This window comes from Vibrio sp. D417a (assembly GCF_030248595.1).
GTDB classification, from domain to species: Bacteria; Pseudomonadota; Gammaproteobacteria; order Enterobacterales; family Vibrionaceae; genus Vibrio; species Vibrio alginolyticus.
Genome location: NZ_JAHGAM010000004.1, coordinates 90353 through 109871, shown reverse-complemented (window position 1 = coordinate 109871; position 19519 = coordinate 90353). Strand labels below are relative to the sequence as shown.

General features: G+C 43.8%; 11 protein-coding genes. 5 read left to right on the top strand and 6 right to left on the bottom strand.

The features are described from left to right. Window positions 1–157: 157 nt before the first annotated feature. Genes KI742_RS04255 through KI742_RS04245 form a run of 3 tightly spaced genes read right to left on the bottom strand, consistent with a single transcriptional unit; the run spans window position 158 to window position 5351 of the window. A complete protein-coding gene (locus tag KI742_RS04255; RefSeq protein ID WP_005386052.1) occupies window positions 158–3217 on the bottom strand; it encodes an efflux RND transporter permease subunit in 3060 nt (1019 codons plus the stop codon). Next, the gene (locus tag KI742_RS04250; protein WP_005376420.1) at window positions 3217–4278 is read right to left on the bottom strand and encodes an efflux RND transporter periplasmic adaptor subunit; all 1062 of its coding nucleotides are present in this window, start codon (window positions 4276–4278) and stop codon (window positions 3217–3219) included. The genes KI742_RS04255 and KI742_RS04250 overlap by 1 nt, the downstream gene beginning before the upstream one ends. Then, complete coding sequence (locus KI742_RS04245) at window positions 4278–5351, bottom strand: efflux RND transporter periplasmic adaptor subunit (RefSeq protein ID WP_017820965.1); 1074 nt, start codon at window positions 5349–5351, stop codon at window positions 4278–4280. The genes KI742_RS04250 and KI742_RS04245 overlap by 1 nt, the downstream gene beginning before the upstream one ends. A 160-nt stretch (window positions 5352–5511) precedes the next feature. Here KI742_RS04245 and vdeR point away from each other — a divergent pair, with 160 nt between their 5' ends. Further along, window positions 5512–6240 carry an efflux transporter transcriptional repressor VdeR gene (gene vdeR / locus KI742_RS04240; protein ID WP_017820966.1) on the top strand — a complete coding sequence of 243 codons (729 nt, stop codon included), beginning with the start codon at window positions 5512–5514 and terminating at the stop codon, window positions 6238–6240. A gap of 70 nt (window positions 6241–6310) precedes the next feature. Here the strand turns inward: vdeR and gcvT are convergent, their stop codons facing one another. Both gcvT and KI742_RS04230 read right to left on the bottom strand, forming a co-directional pair. After that, window positions 6311–7429 (bottom strand): glycine cleavage system aminomethyltransferase GcvT, encoded by a 1119-nt coding sequence (gcvT, locus tag KI742_RS04235; RefSeq protein WP_017820967.1) that lies wholly within the window; start codon window positions 7427–7429, stop codon window positions 6311–6313. Window positions 7430–7689: 260 nt separating this feature from the next. Next, on the bottom strand, window positions 7690–8313 hold the full coding sequence (locus tag KI742_RS04230; RefSeq protein WP_005376429.1) for a helix-turn-helix domain-containing protein: 624 nt from the start codon (window positions 8311–8313) through the stop codon (window positions 7690–7692). A 379-nt stretch (window positions 8314–8692) separates the two neighbouring features. Between KI742_RS04230 and KI742_RS04225 the strand changes: the two genes are divergently transcribed. From KI742_RS04225 to gcvP, 3 genes are all read left to right on the top strand, one after another. Next, window positions 8693–9988, top strand: a complete 1296-nt coding sequence (locus KI742_RS04225; protein WP_005376430.1) for a serine hydroxymethyltransferase — start codon at window positions 8693–8695, stop codon at window positions 9986–9988. A gap of 53 nt (window positions 9989–10041) precedes the next feature. After that, on the top strand, window positions 10042–10422 hold the full coding sequence (gcvH, locus tag KI742_RS04220; RefSeq protein ID WP_005376432.1) for a glycine cleavage system protein GcvH: 381 nt from the start codon (window positions 10042–10044) through the stop codon (window positions 10420–10422). 126 nt (window positions 10423–10548) lie between these two features. After that, window positions 10549–13413: an aminomethyl-transferring glycine dehydrogenase gene (gcvP, locus tag KI742_RS04215; protein WP_258479060.1), complete on the top strand. Its 2865-nt coding sequence runs from the start codon at window positions 10549–10551 to the stop codon at window positions 13411–13413. A 347-nt stretch (window positions 13414–13760) separates the two neighbouring features. Here the strand turns inward: gcvP and KI742_RS04210 are convergent, their stop codons facing one another. Further along, on the bottom strand, window positions 13761–14675 hold the full coding sequence (locus KI742_RS04210) for a WYL domain-containing protein (protein ID WP_285384843.1): 915 nt from the start codon (window positions 14673–14675) through the stop codon (window positions 13761–13763). 208 nt (window positions 14676–14883) lie between these two features. Between KI742_RS04210 and KI742_RS04205 the strand changes: the two genes are divergently transcribed. Then, window positions 14884–19506 (top strand): hypothetical protein, encoded by a 4623-nt coding sequence (locus tag KI742_RS04205; RefSeq protein WP_285384842.1) that lies wholly within the window; start codon window positions 14884–14886, stop codon window positions 19504–19506. Window positions 19507–19519 lie beyond the last annotated feature (13 nt).

Below are 19519 nucleotides of genomic sequence, written 5' to 3'. Positions count from 1 at the left end.
GTGTCGTTACATCAGTATACGCATGATTTGCATTGTAATCGTAAGAAAATCATTAAAATCAAGCAAATGAATGGTTTGGTATATATTAGTAAGATCAAAAAAGCCCCGAAGAAAACCTTCAGGGCTAGGCAGGAAGCTGGCAAATAGCCAGGAGTCCCTATGCAGTGGTCGGTTTTACCCTAAACAGAATTGCAAACATCACTGGCACCACTATCAGTGTCAGTACAGTAGCAAAACCAAGACCTGCCATAATCGTTATTGCCATCGAGCCAAAGAAGGCGTCGAAGACCAGTGGAATCATCCCCAAGATAGTTGTTAGGGCAGCCATACTTACCGGACGAACGCGGCTTATCGCACTATCGACAATCGCGAGGTAAGGATCTTTACCTGACTCCAACTCAAGGTTAATTTGGTCAAGCAACACAATACCGTTTTTCAGAATCATGCCACTTAGGCTTAACAAACCAAGGAATGCTGTAAAACTGAACGGCATGTTCGTGGTAAGCAAACCAAAAGCAACGCCAATGATCGCTAACGGAACGGTGAACCAAATGACCAACGGCTTTTTGATTGAGTTAAACAGTAAAATAGTAATGATGAACATCAACAAGTAACCCATCGGCAATGAACCGAATAGGCCTTCTTGTGCATCTTTGGATGATTCGTACTCACCACCCCATGTGATTTCGTACCCTTCTGGAACATGCAATGCCATCACTTTAGGTTGTACACGAGCAAATAAGCTTGCTGCCGTGTCGTCACTCAACACATCATGGTCCGCGAGAACGGTTAACGTACGCTTACGGTCACGACGCTGAATTAGCGGCTCACTCCAATCCAGTTGAACGCCATCAATCACTTGATCAACCGGAATATACGTTTGCAACGAAGGACTCCAAATGGTCACGTTTTGTAGTGATTCAAAATCTACGCGTTCTTCTTCAGGAAGGCGTGTCATAATTGGCAACGTATGTGTACCATCACGCAAGTAACCTAAGGTGCTACCACCAAACGCCATTTGCAATGTGCTTGAAAGATCTTCTTTCGAAATACCTAAGCGACGAGCTTTAGACTCGTTGAAAACGGGTACAAGTTCCTTGGTGCGCTCTCGCCAATCGTGACGAATGTTTCGGGCACCAGGGTCGGTATGAAGGATGTCTTCGACTTGCACCGCCAAGTCACGTAAAACTTGTGGATCAGGGCCAGTAATACGCGCTTCGATCTTAGACGCTGGTGATGGACCAAATTCCATCAATTTAAACTGGAACGTAGGCGCATCAAATGTTTTCGCCAGATTCGCATCTAACTTATGCAGTAAACCAAACATTTTCTCACGATCAGTCGCGCGAACTTGGAACTGAGCGTACGCTTCGTAACTTTTTTCTGGTTGATAGGTTAAAGCAAAACGCTGTAGGCCCTGCCCAATCGAAGCAGAAACAAAGTCAATATCATCTTGTTGACGAATGTAGCTTTCGACCTCTTCAGCTTTTTTAATCGTTTCACGGATGTCAGTACCCTCTGGCATCCACATATCCACGTAGAACATCGGCGTATTCGATGGTGGGAAGAACTGCTGTTTTACATTACCAAATGCCACGACAGCACCCACTAATAGCGCCACCATGCCAGCAACGGTAAGCCAGCGGAATCGCAATGCAAATTTCAGCGATGCCCCAAATACGACAAACAACCAGCCTTTATAAGGATCATCTTCGCTAGTACCTTGCTCTTTGTTTTCCTCTTTCAACAAAAGATCGGCAAGGAAAGGCGTCAGTGTAATAGCGGTAATCCAGCTTAAAAATAGTGAGAAACACAGCACCCAGAATAGAGAGCCCATGAACTCACCTGTCGCATCTTGCGACAAGCCGATAGGTGCAAAAGCCGTAATTGCAATAACAGTCGCGCCCAGCAAAGGCCATTGTGTTTGCTTTACAATATCGACAGCCGCTTGAACTTTGGTACGCCCTTTCTTTAGGCCAACCAATATGCCTTCCACGACAACAATCGCGTTATCAACCAGCATACCTAAGGCAATAATTAACGCGCCAAGAGAAATACGATGCAGTTCGATGTTGTTGTAATTCATCAAAATGAAGGTACCAAATACCGTCAATAACAACACAACTCCAATGATGACACCACTGCGTAAACCCATAGTAAACAGCAACACAATGATTACGATCGCCACTGCCTCCGCTAGACTAATTACAAACGCTTTAACAGATTCATCCACCTCATTGGCTTGGTTGTAAAAGTAGTTCATATCGATGCCAGCAGGCTTGATAGACTCAAGGCTCGCGAGCTCCGCATCCAAACGTTCACCAACCTCAACCACGTTCACACCCGATGCAAACGAGATACCGATATTAATCGCTTTTTGACCGTTAAAGAGTACGACGTTGCTTGGCTTCTCTTGAATACCGCGAGAAATCGTTGCTACGTCTTTTAGACGAATTAGATTTCCTGTGTCACGGCCATGAATGATCAGATTTTCTAGTGCTTCTACAGTGTTTAAGGTGCCGCTTGGGCGAATAACAAGGCTTTCGCCATTGACCATCACTTCACCTGCTGAAACCACATTGTTTTGCTGGTTCAACAAGCTCGAAACCACATTCATGTCTAAGTTCAGTGCAGCAAGGCGATCAAGTGAGATCTCAACGAATAGCATTTCTTGCTGATCGCCCGTGATGTCTACCTTACCAACACCATCAACAAGCTCGATTTCACGGGTCAGGTAATCCGCATAACGTTTCAGCTCTACATAGTCGTAATCGTCACCAGTGAGCATTAACATCACGCCATAAACGTCACCGAAATCATCAATGATCTGTAAAGACTGAACACCTTGAGGCAATGATGGTCGTAAATCATTAATTTTACGGCGCATTTCATCCCAAATTTGCGGCAGTTCATCAGGACCATAGTCCATTTCCATGCTCACCGTTATTTGAGACATACCATTAGAAGACGTAGAGGTAATTTTGTCGATATAAGGGAGTTTTCGAATCTCTTTTTCTAGAGGATACGTCAGTTCTTCTTCAACTTCTTTTGACGTCGCGCCAGGGTATGTTGAGATAATCATGGCATCTTTGATCGTAAATGCCGGGTCTTCTAATCGTCCAAGCTCCAAAAATGACGTTAAACCACCAACAGCAAGGATAATAATGAACAACCAGCTGATGACTTTGTTTTTTATTGAATACTCAGCAATGTTCATTATTGGTTATTCTCCACAACATCCACATGTTTACCTTCGCGTAATTTACGCAGATTTGAATTAATCAGAATATCGCCCTGGCTAACACCTGACGACACAATGGCTCCATTGCCATTCACTTGAGAAATCATGACAGGCACCCGTGTGACAATGTCACCTTCTTTTTTCCACACAAAGAACTCATTCCCTTCACTGCCAGCTTGAAGCGCCGTGACAGGAACACTGTAACCATCAATAGAGGTAATGCCCGCCTTCACCATATCGACCAAAACGCTTACGCTGGTTCCCGGCAATATCTCTGTTTTTGGCTGTGGCATCGTCAAGTACATTTCGTAGGTTTGAGTTTCAGCGTTGGGTTCACTTGTGTGCTCTAAATAGTCCAAAGCAAATCTGCCATCGATGCCGGAGAAGGTTGCTCTAGGCTTGTAGCTCATGCTGTCTGAGTTTGGGTCTACCATCGCTAAAACATTGTCGGAAAGCTCAATGCGCACGTAAACCAAATCGTTTTGGTATAGGTTTAACACGGGTTCACCAATTGCCACACGCTCAAAACGTTCTTTGAAAACATCAGATACTTTACCGGCGAACGGGGCGAATAAACGGGTGTAATTCAATTGATTGGTCGCGTTATAGAAAGTAGCCTCAGCTAGCTCTTTATTAGCGGTTAGCTCATCAAGTTCCGCTTTTGAAATCATTTGACGTGCATGCAAGTCTTCACCGCGTTTAAGCTGACGAATTGCAAGTGTGTATTGTGCTTCTGCGTCATTCACGGCTTGCTTCTCTTTGCTATCATCTAGCTTTGCGATCATTTGCCCCTGCTTCACAACGTCACCCGCTTTAACCAATACGTGCTGAACTTCCCCAGCGCGGCGAAATGCCATTGGCGTTTGCTCTGCAGGCACTACTATGCCTTTGAACGCGCGATGTTGACTTTGTACTGGTGCATCCACCGAGATAGTCGACACAAAAAGTGGCTGCTCGACGATAGCTTGGTTTTCATTTTTGCACCCTGTTAAAACTGCAAGTGCAATCGCAGAGATCGTAAGTAGAGAACGTTTCATTAAATGCCTCCCTCACGAACCCAAGCTTTCACCACTTGCCCTTCAACCAGTCTCTCAACACCAGCAATAACAACGTAATCATTGTTATCAAGCCCGGCTTTCACACCACCTGCTGCGTCAAGTGACACAGTGACTTTATTGACCTGCTGCGTGCTTCTGTCCATTACCCAAACTTCACCTTGCGTCCCATTTTTGTTGACCCAAGCAGACTGAGGTAACGTCATCGCGTCCGATACATGTTGTTTAGCAATGTGTACCTGCCCTGTCATACCTGTCAGCAAATTGCGATCTTCTGGTCGAGTGATGGTCACGATCGCCTCATAACTATTGGTATCGATGTTTGGCTGTGTCGAAATTTCTTTAAATTGCCCAGGAATACGTTTTCCTGGCTCGCTATCCATCGTCACCCACATATCGGAGTTTTGCAGTGACTCAAGTGATACAGATTCCGCATAACTTACTGGCAAGGTGAACGACACATCCAACGTCGTGTTATCAATGAGATTCAAGATCTCCTGCTTCTCTGCTACTACCTGAAATGGGTTGACATAGGTATATGACACTATGCCATCAAACGGTGCGTGAATTTTGGTATAGCTCAAATCGGTTTTAGCTTGTTCGTAGTTCGCCAATGCCGCTTTATATTGAGTTTCTTTCTGATCGTACTCATCAGTACTAATGAGTTTTTTTCCGTAAAGGTTTTTCGCGCGGTCCCATTGTGTTTTCGCTAACGCGTACTGCGCTTGAGCGGCATCTAACGCAAGCTGAAGATCTTTAGGGTCTAACGTTGCGAGCACTTCACCTTTTTGGACCTTTTGACCCATGCGTACACGTAATTCATCTACCTCTCCACCAACCTGAAAAGAAAGCTGCGCGCGATGTGTTGCATCAATACGCGCTAAAAAGGCGTGCGAGTCTTCAAGTTCTAGGTCTTTCACCGCCAGTAATTTTACAGGTTTGATTAAAGGTTCAGACGGCTCAGAAATGGCTTTATTACACCCAGTTAGCATCCCAGAAAGACTTAATGTCACCACTGCGCCAACTAAAGTGCGCTTTAAATATTGTTTTCGCACCCGCTTTCTCCGTAGGTTTTATATATTACACAGCCGTGCAGTATAAGCAGAATTTGAAATTGATCAACATATTTTCCAGGTGGATAGCAAATTAATTAGTCAAAGCGTTCGGTTTCTGGTAAAAGTAAGCGCGTGATTAATATTCGGGAAAATTCGAACTATGAATGAAAGAAAGCAGGGGCGTAGAAGTGCTGAAGCAGCAGAACAAACTAAGTGTCTGATCCTTAAAGTGGCAGCAGATATGTTTTGTGAACTTGGTTACGAGCGTGTCTCGCTGCGCAATATCAGTGAAAAGGCTGGTGTTTCACATAGTTTGATCCGTCACCACTTCGGCAGCAAAGAGAAAATCTGGCAAGCGGTTAGCGATGCAATGGACGAGTTCATGCAGTGCTATATGGCTGAACTCATCAATGAAATGCCGGAGAACACACCTTCGAATAGAAAAATTTATCTGTTTATGGTTCGCATGCTAGCATTTGCTCTCGTCAATCCTCATCCAGTACAGATGATCGCCGATGCCATTCGACAAGGCGATGACGGTGCTCTGCTGCAGTATTTCTTAAAGTCAAAAGATGAGTTCGCTGCGATATTTACCGGAATTTTCGAGCAGTACAACAGCGAAAACCCTAATGCACAGTTTGATCAGTGGGAATCAAAATGGCAAATGTTGATCTTCGCACATGGTGCTGTCAGTCTCGCGCCAATGATGCAAGAAACATGGCCGGATATTGCAGATAATCGCGAAAAACTGCTGATCAAGCATTGGGAATTGTTTAATACCATTATGGCCTCTCAATTTGGGATCGCAAAAGAAGAGATGATTCATCCGGAAAAGCTTGAAGATATCGTTATTGATATGTGCTGTACTATTGATGAAGCAGTAAACTAAAAGCAAACAAGCGAAAAGAAGACATAAAAATGCCGAGCTACAAAGCTCGGCATTTTTGTTTCAATTCGTTTTAACCACGGTAGTAACGTTGTGGTACGAACGGCATTTTTTCAACGGTCATTGGTAGCATTTTACCACGCACTTCAGCGAACACTTCAGTACCAATCGCCGCCAAATCCGCACGAACATAACCCATTGAGACTGGCTTACCTGCATTCGGACCCGCCGTACCGCTGGTTACAACGCCAATTTTAACGCCGTCAGCATCAAACAGTTCAACACCTTCACGCACTGGCGCTTTGGTTTGACCTACTAGACCCACACGCTTACGCGCCACATCTTTAGTCTCAATCTGCTTAAGAATAATGTCTGCGCCAGGGAAACCACCTTCACGTTCACCACCAATACGACGAACTTTTTGGATACCCCATAGCAAGCTCGCTTCAACAGGTGTTGTTGTTGTGTCTAGGTCATGACCGTATAGACAAAGGCCACACTCAAGACGAAGTGAATCACGAGCACCAAGGCCAATCCATTCAACTTCATCTTCCGCAGTCAGTTTACGTGCTAGCTCTTCCGCTTTGTCAGCAGGAACCGAGATTTCGTAACCGTCTTCGCCTGTATAACCACTACGAGAAACAATGCACTCGGCGCCTAAAATATCGACTTTACGAATATCCATGAACAGCATTTCAGAAACTTCTGGTGCAAAACGCGCCAATACAGCCGCCGCTTTAGGGCCTTGGATTGCAAGTAGAGCTCGGTCTTCGATAATTTCTAGCTCAACACCAGATGGTAAATGCGCTTGTAGGTGTGCGATATCTTGCGCTTTACATGCTGCGTTCACAACCACAAACAGATGATCGCCTAGGTTAGCCACCATCAAGTCGTCCATGATGCCGCCCTCTTCATTAGTGAAAAAAGCGTAACGCTGTTTACCAGACTCAAGATCCACAATATCCACTGGAACTAATGTTTCTAGGAACGCAGCTGCACCGTCACCAATTAGGCGAAGCTGTCCCATGTGAGAAACGTCAAACAGACCTGCCGCATCACGAGTATGTAAGTGTTCCTTCTTTACGCCTAGAGGATACTGAACAGGCATATCGTAACCCGCGAACGGGACCATTTTGGCACCAACTTCAACGTGAAGTGCGTGTAGTGGTGTTTTCAGTAGTTCTTGAGTCATTTTCGTCTCCATTTAGATAGACCCGAGAATGCTATCGGCATTCGATGTGTTTCCAATAATAAACATGGCTCATTCTATTTTGCACGAACAAGACGTAGATCGACTTGCAAAAGTGTGACTCTTAACATTTTAATCACAACAAATCGTACAAAAAAAGCGCTTTAATGAGCAAGTTCTCATCAAAAAAGCGCCTTTTCATCATAACGACCACCAACAGCAATCGTTTGCTTTCACTATAGGAAACTTACAAGTATTTATCACTATTTGGCTGTCACCCACAAAATGAGCGCATCTTCCTCGCTAACACTGGTCAACATATGTCCCATATTTGCATCGTAATAAACGCTGTCTCCCTCGCTTAAAACAACAGGTTCGTAAAACTCAGAATAGAACATGACCTCACCAGATAAGATAAGTAAAAATTCTTCGCCGTCATGACGAACCCAGTCTTTATATTCATCAAAACTACGAGCTCGAATTTGGCTCTTAAACGGCATCATTTTCTTATTGGAAAGTTGTGTCGCGAGCAGTTCATGTTCATAGGTTTGTGTTGGGTGTGGTTTACCTTCATTCTTCTTGGTAACATCCCTGCGCCCTGTCGCTACCTTTTTTCTAGGTGGCTCAAAGAGTTGTGGCATGTCAATTTGTAAGCCTAGTGCCAATTTTTGCATCGCTTGAAACGTCGGGGAGATCTGCTCATTTTCTATTTTGCTCAGTGTAGATCGAGCAAGCCCGGTTCTCTGACTCGCTTCTTCTAATGTGATACCGAGTTTCGAGCGGATATCCTTAATACGCTGGCCCAGTTTTAACGGCTCGATATTTTGGTCATGTTGCTCTTTTGCCAACGTCATCGATGGGTATTCATCGTAAATACTTTCTGCCATAAATCCCTCTATAGATATCCATATTTTTTGTCTTACTCGCATTGTGCATGAAGCACATAGTGGATAGAAGTCCACCAAGTGAATTAAAGCGTGCTCTTGTTAACAAATTTTGAAATCTTGTTTCCTATAGGAAATTTTTGGTTGATTGTTCCCGCCACAGGCGCTATGTTACCAACTTGTTAGATGTAGAGATGCATATTTCCGTAAGAGATTGGTAAAAGAAACACGCAATCCAACGGAGTTTTTGCCCAAATTTAGGGCCGGATGTTCACTCTGTTCTGCTACGCAGTTCAGCTGTTTTTGAGGACAAATGAACCACAACCGCAAATCATAACTCATCTATTGCGGGTTCATTTTCAGATTTGGAAGGTCAACTACCATGAATAAGAGTTACCCTAACCACAGCTTGGAAAACTTTTTCTCTACCAACCTCTCTGCGACAGATGATGCTGTCTTTGCTGGAATTCAAGCGGAATCCGCTCGCCAAAACGAACAAATCGAACTTATCGCTTCTGAGAACATTGTTTCTAAAGCGGTAATGCAAGCTCAAGGCACATGCCTAACAAACAAATACGCTGAAGGGTACCCAGGTCGCCGTTACTATGGTGGTTGTGAGCACGTAGATACAGTGGAAGCCATTGCTATCGAACGCGCAAAAAAACTTTTCAATTGTGAATACGCAAACGTTCAACCACACTCAGGCGCACAAGCAAACGGCGCAGTAAAGCTGGCACTGCTTCAACCTGGTGACACCATTCTTGGTATGTCTTTAGACGCAGGTGGTCACCTGACGCACGGCGCACGCCCTGCACTTTCTGGTAAATGGTTTAATGCAGTTCAATACGGTGTTGATCGCGAAACACTAGAAATTAACTACGAAGATGTTCGTGAGCTAGCACTTGAGCACCAACCTAAAATGATCATCGCAGGTGGTAGCGCTATTCCACGTACTATCGACTTTGCAAAATTCCGTGAAATCGCAGACGAAGTAAATGCAATTCTTATGGTCGACATGGCGCACATCGCTGGTCTTATCGCAACAGGCGCACACCCTAGCCCACTGCCACACGCACACGTTGTTACGACTACAACACACAAAACATTGCGTGGCCCTCGCGGCGGTATGATTCTTACTAACCACGAAGACATCATTAAGAAAATCAACTCAGCCGTATTCCCTGGCCTACAAGGCGGCCCACTGATGCATGTTATCGCAGCCAAAGCGGTCGCATTTGGTGAAGCGCTTGGCCCTGAATTTAAAACTTATATTGATTCGGTGATCAATAACGCAAAAGTCCTAGCGGAAGTATTGCAAACTCGCGGTTGCGACATCGTAACTGGTGGTACAGACACGCACCTAATGCTGGTTGACCTTCGTCCGAAAGGGTTGAAAGGCAATAAAGCAGAAGAAGCTCTAGAGCGTGCTGGGATCACATGTAACAAAAATGGCATCCCATTCGATACAGAGAAGCCTATGATTACATCGGGCATCCGTTTAGGAACGCCTGCGGGTACAAGCCGCGGCTTTGGCGCTGAAGAATTCAAACTCATCGGTAATTGGATTGGTGACGTACTGGACGGTTTAGTGAACAATCCTGAAGGTGACGCAGAAGTTGAAAAACGCGTTCGCAAAGAAGTAAAAGAACTTTGCAGTCGCTTTCCTCTATACCAGTAAACGATTTTTTTGAAATCATAATAATTCCTGACAAGTTATTCGGAGATTAAGCAATGGACAAAACACTGAAGTTTGCAGATAGCCACGAGTGGGTACGTGATAACGGTGACGGCACAGTAACAATTGGTATTTCTGAGCATGCACAAGAAATGCTAGGTGACGTGGTATTCGTTGACCTACCAGACGTAGAAGACGAAGTTGAAGCAGGTGAAAGCTTCTCTCTCGTTGAATCTGTAAAAGCAGCGTCAGACATCTACGCACCAATCACTGGTGAAATCGTAGAAATCAATGAAGAACTAGAAGACAGCCCAGAGCTAATTAACGAAGAGCCGTACGAAGGTGGCTGGATCGTAAAAGTGAAGATGTCTGATGTATCTGAACTAGATAACCTGAAAGACGCAGACGAATACCTAAACTCTATCGAAGAAGAGTAATTAGGATGTGACGAAAGCTGTTCCCTAGCCTGTTTAGAGAACAGCTTTTTTTCTAGGTTCGGACGTATAATTTAATTTATCAGTAACGCAAATCCGTTACCCGAACCAAGGAGTAGGTAAAGGACAATGACTGAATTACTTCAAAGCCTCAGCACACAAAACGAGTTCGTTGCTCGCCACAATGGACCAAACAAATCTGACCAACAGAAAATGTTGGAAGCGATCAACGCAGTTAGCCTAGATTCGCTTATCGACGAAACCGTACCAGCACAAATTCGCCTAGAGCAACCAATGAGCTTGGCAGAAGCGAAAAGCGAAGCAGACATGCTGGCAGCCATGCGTAAGTTCGCCGATCAGAACCAAGTTAAACGTACATTCATTGGTCAGGGTTACTACAACACCTTCACGCCGAACGTGATTCTACGCAACGTGATGGAAAACCCGGGCTGGTACACTGCTTACACCCCTTACCAACCAGAGATCTCACAAGGTCGTTTAGAAGCACTTCTAAACTACCAACAAATGGTGATGGATCTTACTGGTATGGAAATCGCGAACGCGTCATTGCTTGATGAAGCAACGGCAGCAGCAGAAGCGATGACACTTTGTAAGCGTGCGGGTAAAAGCAAGAGCAACGTATTCTTCGTTGCTGACGACGTTCACCCACAAACCATCGAAGTGGTAAAAACTCGTGCGAAATTCATCGGCTTTGAAGTCTTGGTTGGTTCTTTAGAATCACTACCAGAGCAAGACGTGTTCGGCGCACTAGTTCAATACCCAAGTACAACAGGTGAAGTTCGTGACCTAACGGACATCATCGCTAAAGCGCAAGCAAACAAAACACTAGTGACTGTAGCAACGGACCTTCTTGCTTCTACCCTGCTTAAACCTGCAGGTGAAATGGGCGCAGACGTAGCAATCGGTTCAGCACAACGTTTTGGCGTGCCGATGGGTTACGGCGGTCCACACGCTGCTTTCATGGCAACTCGTGATAAGCACAAGCGTACAATGCCTGGGCGTGTTATCGGTGTTTCTATCGATACCAACGGTAACCAAGCACTGCGTATGGCAATGCAAACGCGTGAACAGCACATCCGTCGTGAAAAAGCGACTTCAAACATCTGTACTGCTCAAGCACTGCTAGCGAACATGGCGTCTTTCTACGCGGTTTACCACGGCGCAGAAGGTCTACGCACGATTGCTCGTCGTACGCACCACATGACAGCCATCCTAGCCGCTGGCCTAACTAAAGGCGGCTTCGAGCTTGCTCACAACAGCTTCTTCGACACCATCACTATCAACACAGGCGCACAAACTGAAGACCTATACGCGAAAGCACTAACCGCAGACATCAACCTACGTAAGTTGGATACTCAGCTAGGTGTAAGCTTCGACGAAACCACAACCGTGGCAGATGTAGAAGCCCTATTCGCAGTATTCGGTGTGAAAGAAGAAGTCGCAGCACTATCAACTGAAATCGCAGGCAACGAGTTTGCAGCCATTCCAGAAGCATTGCGCCGCACAACAGAATATCTAACACACCCTGTGTTTAACACGCACCACAGCGAAACACAGATGATGCGTTACCTAAAACAGCTAGAGAACAAAGACTTCTCACTCACGCACGGCATGATCCCACTGGGCAGCTGTACGATGAAGCTGAACGCAGCAGCAGAGATGATTCCAGTAACTTGGCCTGAGTTTGGTTCGATCCACCCGTTCGCACCAGCAGAACAAGCAGCTGGTTACGCTGCACTCGCAAAAGACCTTAAAGAAAAGCTATGTGAAATCACTGGCTATGACGCATTCTCACTACAACCAAACTCTGGTGCATCGGGTGAGTACGCAGGTCTTATCGCGATTCAACGCTACCACGAAAGCCGTGGCGAAGGTCACCGCAACGTATGTTTGATCCCAAGCTCTGCGCACGGTACTAACCCTGCGACAGCATCTATGGTGTCAATGAAAGTGGTTGTGGTTAAGTGTGATGAAGAAGGCAACATCGACATCGACGACCTAGCAGCGAAAATCGAGAAACACAAAGACAACCTATCAAGCATTATGATCACTTACCCTTCGACGCACGGCGTTTACGAAGAGAAAGTGAAAGAAGTGTGTGAAATGGTTCATGCCGCCGGTGGTCAGGTTTACCTAGACGGCGCTAACATGAACGCGCAGGTTGGTCTAACATCACCAGGCTTCATCGGTTCAGACGTTTCTCACCTAAACCTACACAAAACCTTCTGCATCCCGCACGGTGGTGGCGGTCCGGGTATGGGTCCTATCGGTGTGAAATCTCACCTAGCTCCTTTCTTACCAGGGCATATTGAAGACGGTGTAGAAGGCGCAGATTTCGCAGTATCAGCAGCAGATATGGGTAGCGCTTCTATCCTACCTATCTCTTGGGCTTACATCGCAATGATGGGCGAACCTGGCCTAACAGATGCAACAAAAGTAGCAATTCTGAACGCAAACTACGTGATGGAAACACTTCGCCAACACTACCCTGTTCTTTACCGTGGCAAAAATGGCCGCGTAGCGCACGAATGTATTATCGACATTCGTCCGCTGAAAGAAGAAACAGGTATCAGCGAAGAAGACATCGCGAAGCGTCTAATGGACTACGGTTTCCACGCACCAACTATGTCGTTCCCTGTAGCGGGCACGCTAATGGTTGAGCCAACGGAATCGGAAGATCTAGAAGAGCTGGACCGCTTCTGTGATGCGATGATCGCTATCCGCGAAGAAATGGAGAAAGTGAAAAACGGTGAATGGCCACTGGATAACAACCCTCTTGTTAACGCGCCACACACACAAGTTGATCTTTCAGCTGAAGATTGGGACCGCCCTTACTCTCGCGAGATTGGCTGCTTCCCGTCTAAAGCGACCAAATCTTGGAAATACTGGCCAACGGTAAATCGCGTGGATAACGTATACGGCGACCGTAACCTAATCTGTTCATGCCCAAGCATCGATAACTACGAAGATTAATTCTTGTATGTACCAGAGTATTCTAATTTTAGACAAAGTGCTTAGTCTGGGCGAAACTTGATCTTGGTGTATAAAAAATCAGACAAACTTCCGTTTGTCTGATTTTTTAACGCTTCTAAGCATGTAAGCATGTTTATATGAGGAACCTAGAGAATCTGTATATAAAAACATTGTTCATTTTAGTAAATAATTGAACATACCAACCCAAAGCTATTCAACGAATAGCATTAGCAATGCTGCCAGCGCTCACATTAAGTCACAACGCGAACTGACAGATTTCCATAGCTAAGCTTTACCCCTGAAAGTTGAATAGATAGCCAGGTCCACCACTAGAAAAAAACTGTTAACTACGAACGCTCCATCTGCTCAATCATGTTTAAGTTAGTTAGTTCAAATTTGTAAAAACGATTAGCACCATTCTTACTATCTTCAATTTTTTGAGAGTTTGAACGTGCATCGATATACCACTTTTTCTCAAGAATCCATCTAAAAGCCGCCCTTTCCGTAACAAACAACTCATCTCTATCTTCTGGTATACCAAAATCTGCTCTTACTTTACGTCGGCCCTCTTCTGATAGTGAAGCATGTATATTTAGAACTAATGGTAGCCTTAGGTTCCAAAGTTTATCCTGTGATAAATCTTCGTGTTCTAGCTGTTTCATATCTTTGGATTGATGCTCTTCAACCACATTTCTAACTCGAGCAAAGTGAAAGTTCTTGAAGTTACGTCCATTGGTATCAGAGCGGTCATATCCTCTAAACATCCAACTAGTCCCATCGTGCATAATAGCTAGAGGGACAATAACCCTCCTTCGATGATTGCTACTATTTTCGGATAAGTAATTACATGTTATTGAATATTTGCCTGATATTGCCCTCGTAATCATAGCAACATCATAAACATTCAATTGACTCGGTATTCTTCCTATTTTCTCAAAGGCTAACTCTGTTATCCCAAAGACCTTATTACTATTAAATCCATTGGCAAGCATATCTAATGCAATATCAGCATCCATTGGGTTAAGGGCTTCAAATGAACTTCTAATTATTGTGTTTGCCTTTTGCGTTTTATTGTTTGGTCTCTGTCTAGAATACTCGGTCAAAACTCTGGAAGCAGACGCTTCTGCAATACCAAAAGCATTTTTCAAGTCAGTACGATTAACTCGACCTGTAAAAAAAAGCTTGAAATCGACGTAAGCAAGCCGAGCATTGATAGAACTACTTGCTACTGTAACGTTGTCTTTAGAACGATTATTACTCATAAAAATTTCCATCGCATTCCTCGTTGGCATCATAGCAAAGAAACTGACCACGTGTAACACAAGCTGGACCAATAGATCATTAAAAAACACCAAAATGAATCATAATAATTCATTAACAAACACTGATGGATTTTTTATACACAATAGTTGAATCAACATGACTTTTGACTTATGGTGGTAATCACTGTTTTTAATGTGGACATTCTATATGAAGAGATGGACTATCGAAGAAGAGATCAAGCTATACACTCTTATCCGCACTCACTTTGAAGCTTTCCGACGTAAAGGCAAGTTCAACGCTAATTCAGCCGAAGCATTGAGGCTTCATCAGGATTTCGGTAGCAGCGAACGTGACGCAGCCTCTCTTCTTTATCGTCTAACTAAAGATGCAAAACTCTTCACTTATGCTAGCCACCCAGGGTCTCATACGCCATTTTTTCGCTGCAAAGAGTGTGATGATAAATGTCTGTACGACTTCAGTGTTTGCACGCCTCTCCTAAAAAAGGCCCAGCATGCCGACACCATTAAAGATGTGATTGGCCGCTTTGATTTCTATTGCGACTCCATGACTACACAAGAAGCCATTACTCAAGTTGCTACTGAGCTAACTCTTTCTTCACTGATAGTCGAAAAGCTTCTAGTTGAAGCCGAAAAGATTCGCATTAACGATTATCTCAAGTACGAGCGAGTTTACGATACACCGCCATCGGTCTCTTCATTGGTTGCAATGCAAACCGCCAAAAAAGAGCTAGTTGATGCTATCAATAAAAATCGTAAGCAAGCTTCAAAGATATACCATGTGCATGAAAGAGACGGTGCAGAAATTATATTTAGCTCCGATGGTACTGGTTTTGGTAAAAGCTACGGCGTATTTGAAAGTTATGCAGATTATATTGAGAGGTTTCAGAGCAAGGTAAGTAACGATTCTGTCTTACCTGAATCCGGTTTTACCAATTTTCTGTTTCTTTCTCCGCTGAAATCTCAAATCGATCTAGAACGTAAGCACATAAAGCGTATTGAGAGTGCTGGTGGAGAGTTTATCTGTGTGCTGTCGCAAGCTGATACCTATGACCTTGATTTCGTTGACTGGGCGTCGGAACACACAAATCGCCAACGTTACCAAAGTTGGTGTAAATCAGCAGGCAAGAGTGGTTACATTAAAGCTGAACTATCTCGCCTTAAATACCTCATTAGCCAATCAGATTGGATAAACGAGCAGCTCAAATACTTGAACACCCGTGGTGGTGATGCTTATAGCCAAAAAATAGCTTACGAAGAGCAACTATCTACGATTCAATACGACATTTATAAGACTATTGTTAACGCATGTAAAAAGTTGTTTGACCGAGTGGACGCAGATAATGGGCTGTTACGCCAATACATCATAAAGGGCTTACAGGCACGAAAACGTAGAGCAGTCAAAAAAGCGGTTAACGTTAGCGTAGATGAAGTTTACTTAGACATCATCAAACAAGTGATGCCATTTGAAGTTTGTCAATTTATTCCTTCGGTCATGCTGATGACAACCAGTAAATTCGACACAACTACACTACGTTTGGTCCCGAAACAGCGCGGTGAAGGAATGAAGTTTGAAAGCGTGCGCTTTGAACACTTAATTGGTGGCAAGTTGAAACATCAAGAAGAAGGCGAGGACGATAACAATGAGTCATTTTCTGCTCTATCCGAGGTCTGTGATATGCCGCAAGCACTTCAAGCGGAGTATTTACGCAACGTGCACTTCAAACGTAACCCCGACTGCCCTTTTCGTCAAAAGAACATCCGATTTACCGTTGTAATCGATGAACTACATAGCGCTTATGACCGTTTAGTCAAAAGCTGCCACAAGAAACTCGTGAGTAAAGAAAATAATCTTTCACATGTAATATCGGTGCTCGGACGTATTTATCAGGAAGTTGAAAACCTACGTCTTCGAGATGTACCTGAATGCAATTTCACCGCATTCGAACGTGAAAGCGTTGCTTTAATCGATAAGTTGAAAGACGTCCTAGATAACTTCTGTGAGCTCTCTGAACACGTGAAATTAGATAGTTTTCTCAAGATGTTTAACAGCCAACTCGGCGCATTTGAAGTCAATAGTGATGCAGCTGAACGAGTCATTTCCATTACCAAAAACATCTTCAGCTTCAATGCTAAGGTGTATGTTAACGAACAAGCGTTGAAAAAGATTCGCCTACGACATGTTAATGGCAACAACACACGTATTGAACTTTATTATGAAGTTGAAGGAGACTCACTAGATACAAACCCAACACTGCACGACCTTTTTCAACTTGTATCAGCAATGCTTGCAGCGTGCTCACAAATCACTAATGCTCAGTATAAAAGGTGGATCAAAAATGGTGGTCAAGAGTTAGCTCCAAGTCAGAATACCCCGCTTGGTCAGTTTGTAGATGCCGCTAACAAGGTGTCAGCTGAAGTACGCCACATTTTTGAACGCGATACCAACGAAAATACACAGATCAACCATTTTTATACATACCTGTTGCCAAAAACCGTTTTTACTATGGCACCAGTAGAAACCCTTAATGTCTATAACCAAGGAGCAGAACGAACTGTCATCCTTGCGTTTGAAATGGACTTAATCAAAGAAATGCCTGAAGCCATGATTATGCGCATGCTTAGTGGTACTAACAATAAAGTACTTGGATTGAGTGCTACAAGCGGCTTTACGCACACTAAAAATGGTAACTTCAGCCGCAACTTTCTTTCCATGTTCGGTAAGGATCTTGGTTATAAACTGGTGTCACGCTCTGCTTCTGACATTCCTATATTGCAAAACCTACGCTCACAACGTGAAAAACTAAGGGATGTAACATTCAACGTGTTCGATGCGGAAAGTGCTCATTTCACAGACACCTTCAATGAGTCAACAGAGTTCAAATCCGTTTTCCGAGAAATTTATTCAGCGCTGGAATTGGTACTAAAGCATAAATTGCGGAACCCTTATAAACAAAGGCAAATAAATCGCGAGCTAGAGGCTTTGTTGCTAGCCGCCTACGACAGGAAAAACACATTGGTTCTGGCGCTTTCCGGCGAGTTTAAAACAGCCTTCATTAAAGCCTACTGGGATAACAAAGAGAGCTGGCAAACACGCTTTGGTATTTGTTTGTGTAAAGATATCGAAGCAGAACACGAACAGATTTTTGAACTAACTCCTTTTAGAAGACGAAACAGAATACGGGTAGTTTTCTTTGACTCAGCCCTTGCACGTACAATTGACGTTCGCAAATATACAAAGCTTAAAGATCCTTCACTGTCTTTGGTATTCATGAGTACTTACAACAGTGCTGGTACGGGGCTGAACTATTTCGCTACTTATGTTGATGAATGCAACAAAGTTCAATTAGACGTGGATTTCCAGCGCCTTGTTCTCGCTAACTCATCTTTTTATAGTGAAGTAAAAGAAACTGGTGATCTTAATACCCTTCCGAATTACGTTAGCTTGCTTAAACATATGTCAGATAGCAGCCAAACTTTCTTGGTAAAGGATATGACGGTGAACTTCGCTCATGGCGATAACTATCGCCTATTAATGGCCGAACATTTTATGAGTTTGTTTAAAGTCATAGTGCAAGCTATTGGGCGCGTGGAGCGTCGCGATACTAACATGCACAGCCAAATTTTTATTCCGAGTGATGTGATTGACAATGTAGCGTTTCAATTCGCGGCACTGAAAGAAGATTGCAGTAACGAAGCAGTGCTTGAGTGTATGTCTTTGCTCAACTTTAAGCTAAAAGAGCACTGCGAAAATATTTCGTCCGAAAATTCATTCTCCGAAATAGAAAAGCGAAAGGAATTTGAAGAGCAAGTAAAAAATGATGGTAAACGTATCCAACAAGTGCACAAGCGTGTTCTAACTAAAGACTGGATCAACAAAGTCAGATCGGGCAACAACAGATATCTGCCTATCTGTAACCTCTTCCGTGACCCGCTATCTTTTACTAACCCGAAAAAATGGTTAGAAGCGCTGGCGCAAACTCCTGAAGTTGTAGAGAACAAGCATATGATGTCGATTCTCACCAAAATGTTTATTCCCTATATTCAGGGAAACCAACATATTAAGATTTGCCACAAACGAGGCAGCGACGGATTACCAGAGCAAGACTTTTGGGCGCTTTCAGATTACGCCGGTGGTGCTGGTACATATGCTCCTGAACTTAGGATCTTCCCTCAGTATTCCAGAGGCATTGATTACGGCAAAAATGACGTTGTTGGCGATATTATTGACTTCTTTTCAGGCATTCAAAAAACAGCTTTTACTCAAATGGTACCTCATCCTGAGGTTATTCCATTGCTCAAAGGGAACGTCGGTGAAGCCATGTTTGATATGGTTTTGAAGCACTATGATATAACTCCATTAAGTGACCAAGACGTCTTCTCTCGCTTATCTCCTCTCGTGTACGAATTCTTTGACCGCTATATTGAAGTTGAGGATACGTTGGTTTGTATTGATGTAAAAAACTGGACTACAAGCTTAGATAACTTTAACCGTGACAGTGAAACCATTGACAAGAGTAAAAGAAAGATCGAGCAGGTCATAGAAAGATCAGGAGAAAACGAAGTTCACGAAGCCGTCAAAGGGAAATATGAAAAGGTTATATTTGTATATGTAAATACTGCATTCAGCCTCAACCCAAACAACTTAATGAGTGAGGGTAACGCAGATCATTCAGTCCACTACTTTAACTTGTTCAAGCTTGAGCCTAGCTACGAGCAGCAATATGACTATAAAGCCAAACGACCAAAAGAAGGTTCAAGGCTAGACAGCAAGATCAGGCTGAATCAACAGTTATTGTCTCTACTCAAGTAACTTACATATAGAT

Bases quoted from the DNA above. Each gene is read 5' to 3' on its own strand.
- gcvT (WP_017820967.1), bottom strand. From the start codon at position 7,429: ATGACTCAAGAACTACTGAAAACACCACTACACGCACTTCACGTTGAA.
- KI742_RS04210 (WP_285384843.1), bottom strand. From the start codon at position 14,675: ATGAGTAATAATCGTTCTAAAGACAACGTTACAGTAGCAAGTAGTTCT.
- KI742_RS04255 (WP_005386052.1), bottom strand. From the start codon at position 3,217: ATGAACATTGCTGAGTATTCAATAAAAAACAAAGTCATCAGCTGGTTG.
- KI742_RS04205 (WP_285384842.1), top strand. From the start codon at position 14,884: ATGAAGAGATGGACTATCGAAGAAGAGATCAAGCTATACACTCTTATC.
- KI742_RS04225 (WP_005376430.1), top strand. From the start codon at position 8,693: ATGAATAAGAGTTACCCTAACCACAGCTTGGAAAACTTTTTCTCTACC.
- KI742_RS04250 (WP_005376420.1), bottom strand. From the start codon at position 4,278: ATGAAACGTTCTCTACTTACGATCTCTGCGATTGCACTTGCAGTTTTA.
- vdeR (WP_017820966.1), top strand. From the start codon at position 5,512: ATGAATGAAAGAAAGCAGGGGCGTAGAAGTGCTGAAGCAGCAGAACAA.
- gcvP (WP_258479060.1), top strand. From the start codon at position 10,549: ATGACTGAATTACTTCAAAGCCTCAGCACACAAAACGAGTTCGTTGCT.
- gcvH (WP_005376432.1), top strand. From the start codon at position 10,042: ATGGACAAAACACTGAAGTTTGCAGATAGCCACGAGTGGGTACGTGAT.
- KI742_RS04230 (WP_005376429.1), bottom strand. From the start codon at position 8,313: ATGGCAGAAAGTATTTACGATGAATACCCATCGATGACGTTGGCAAAA.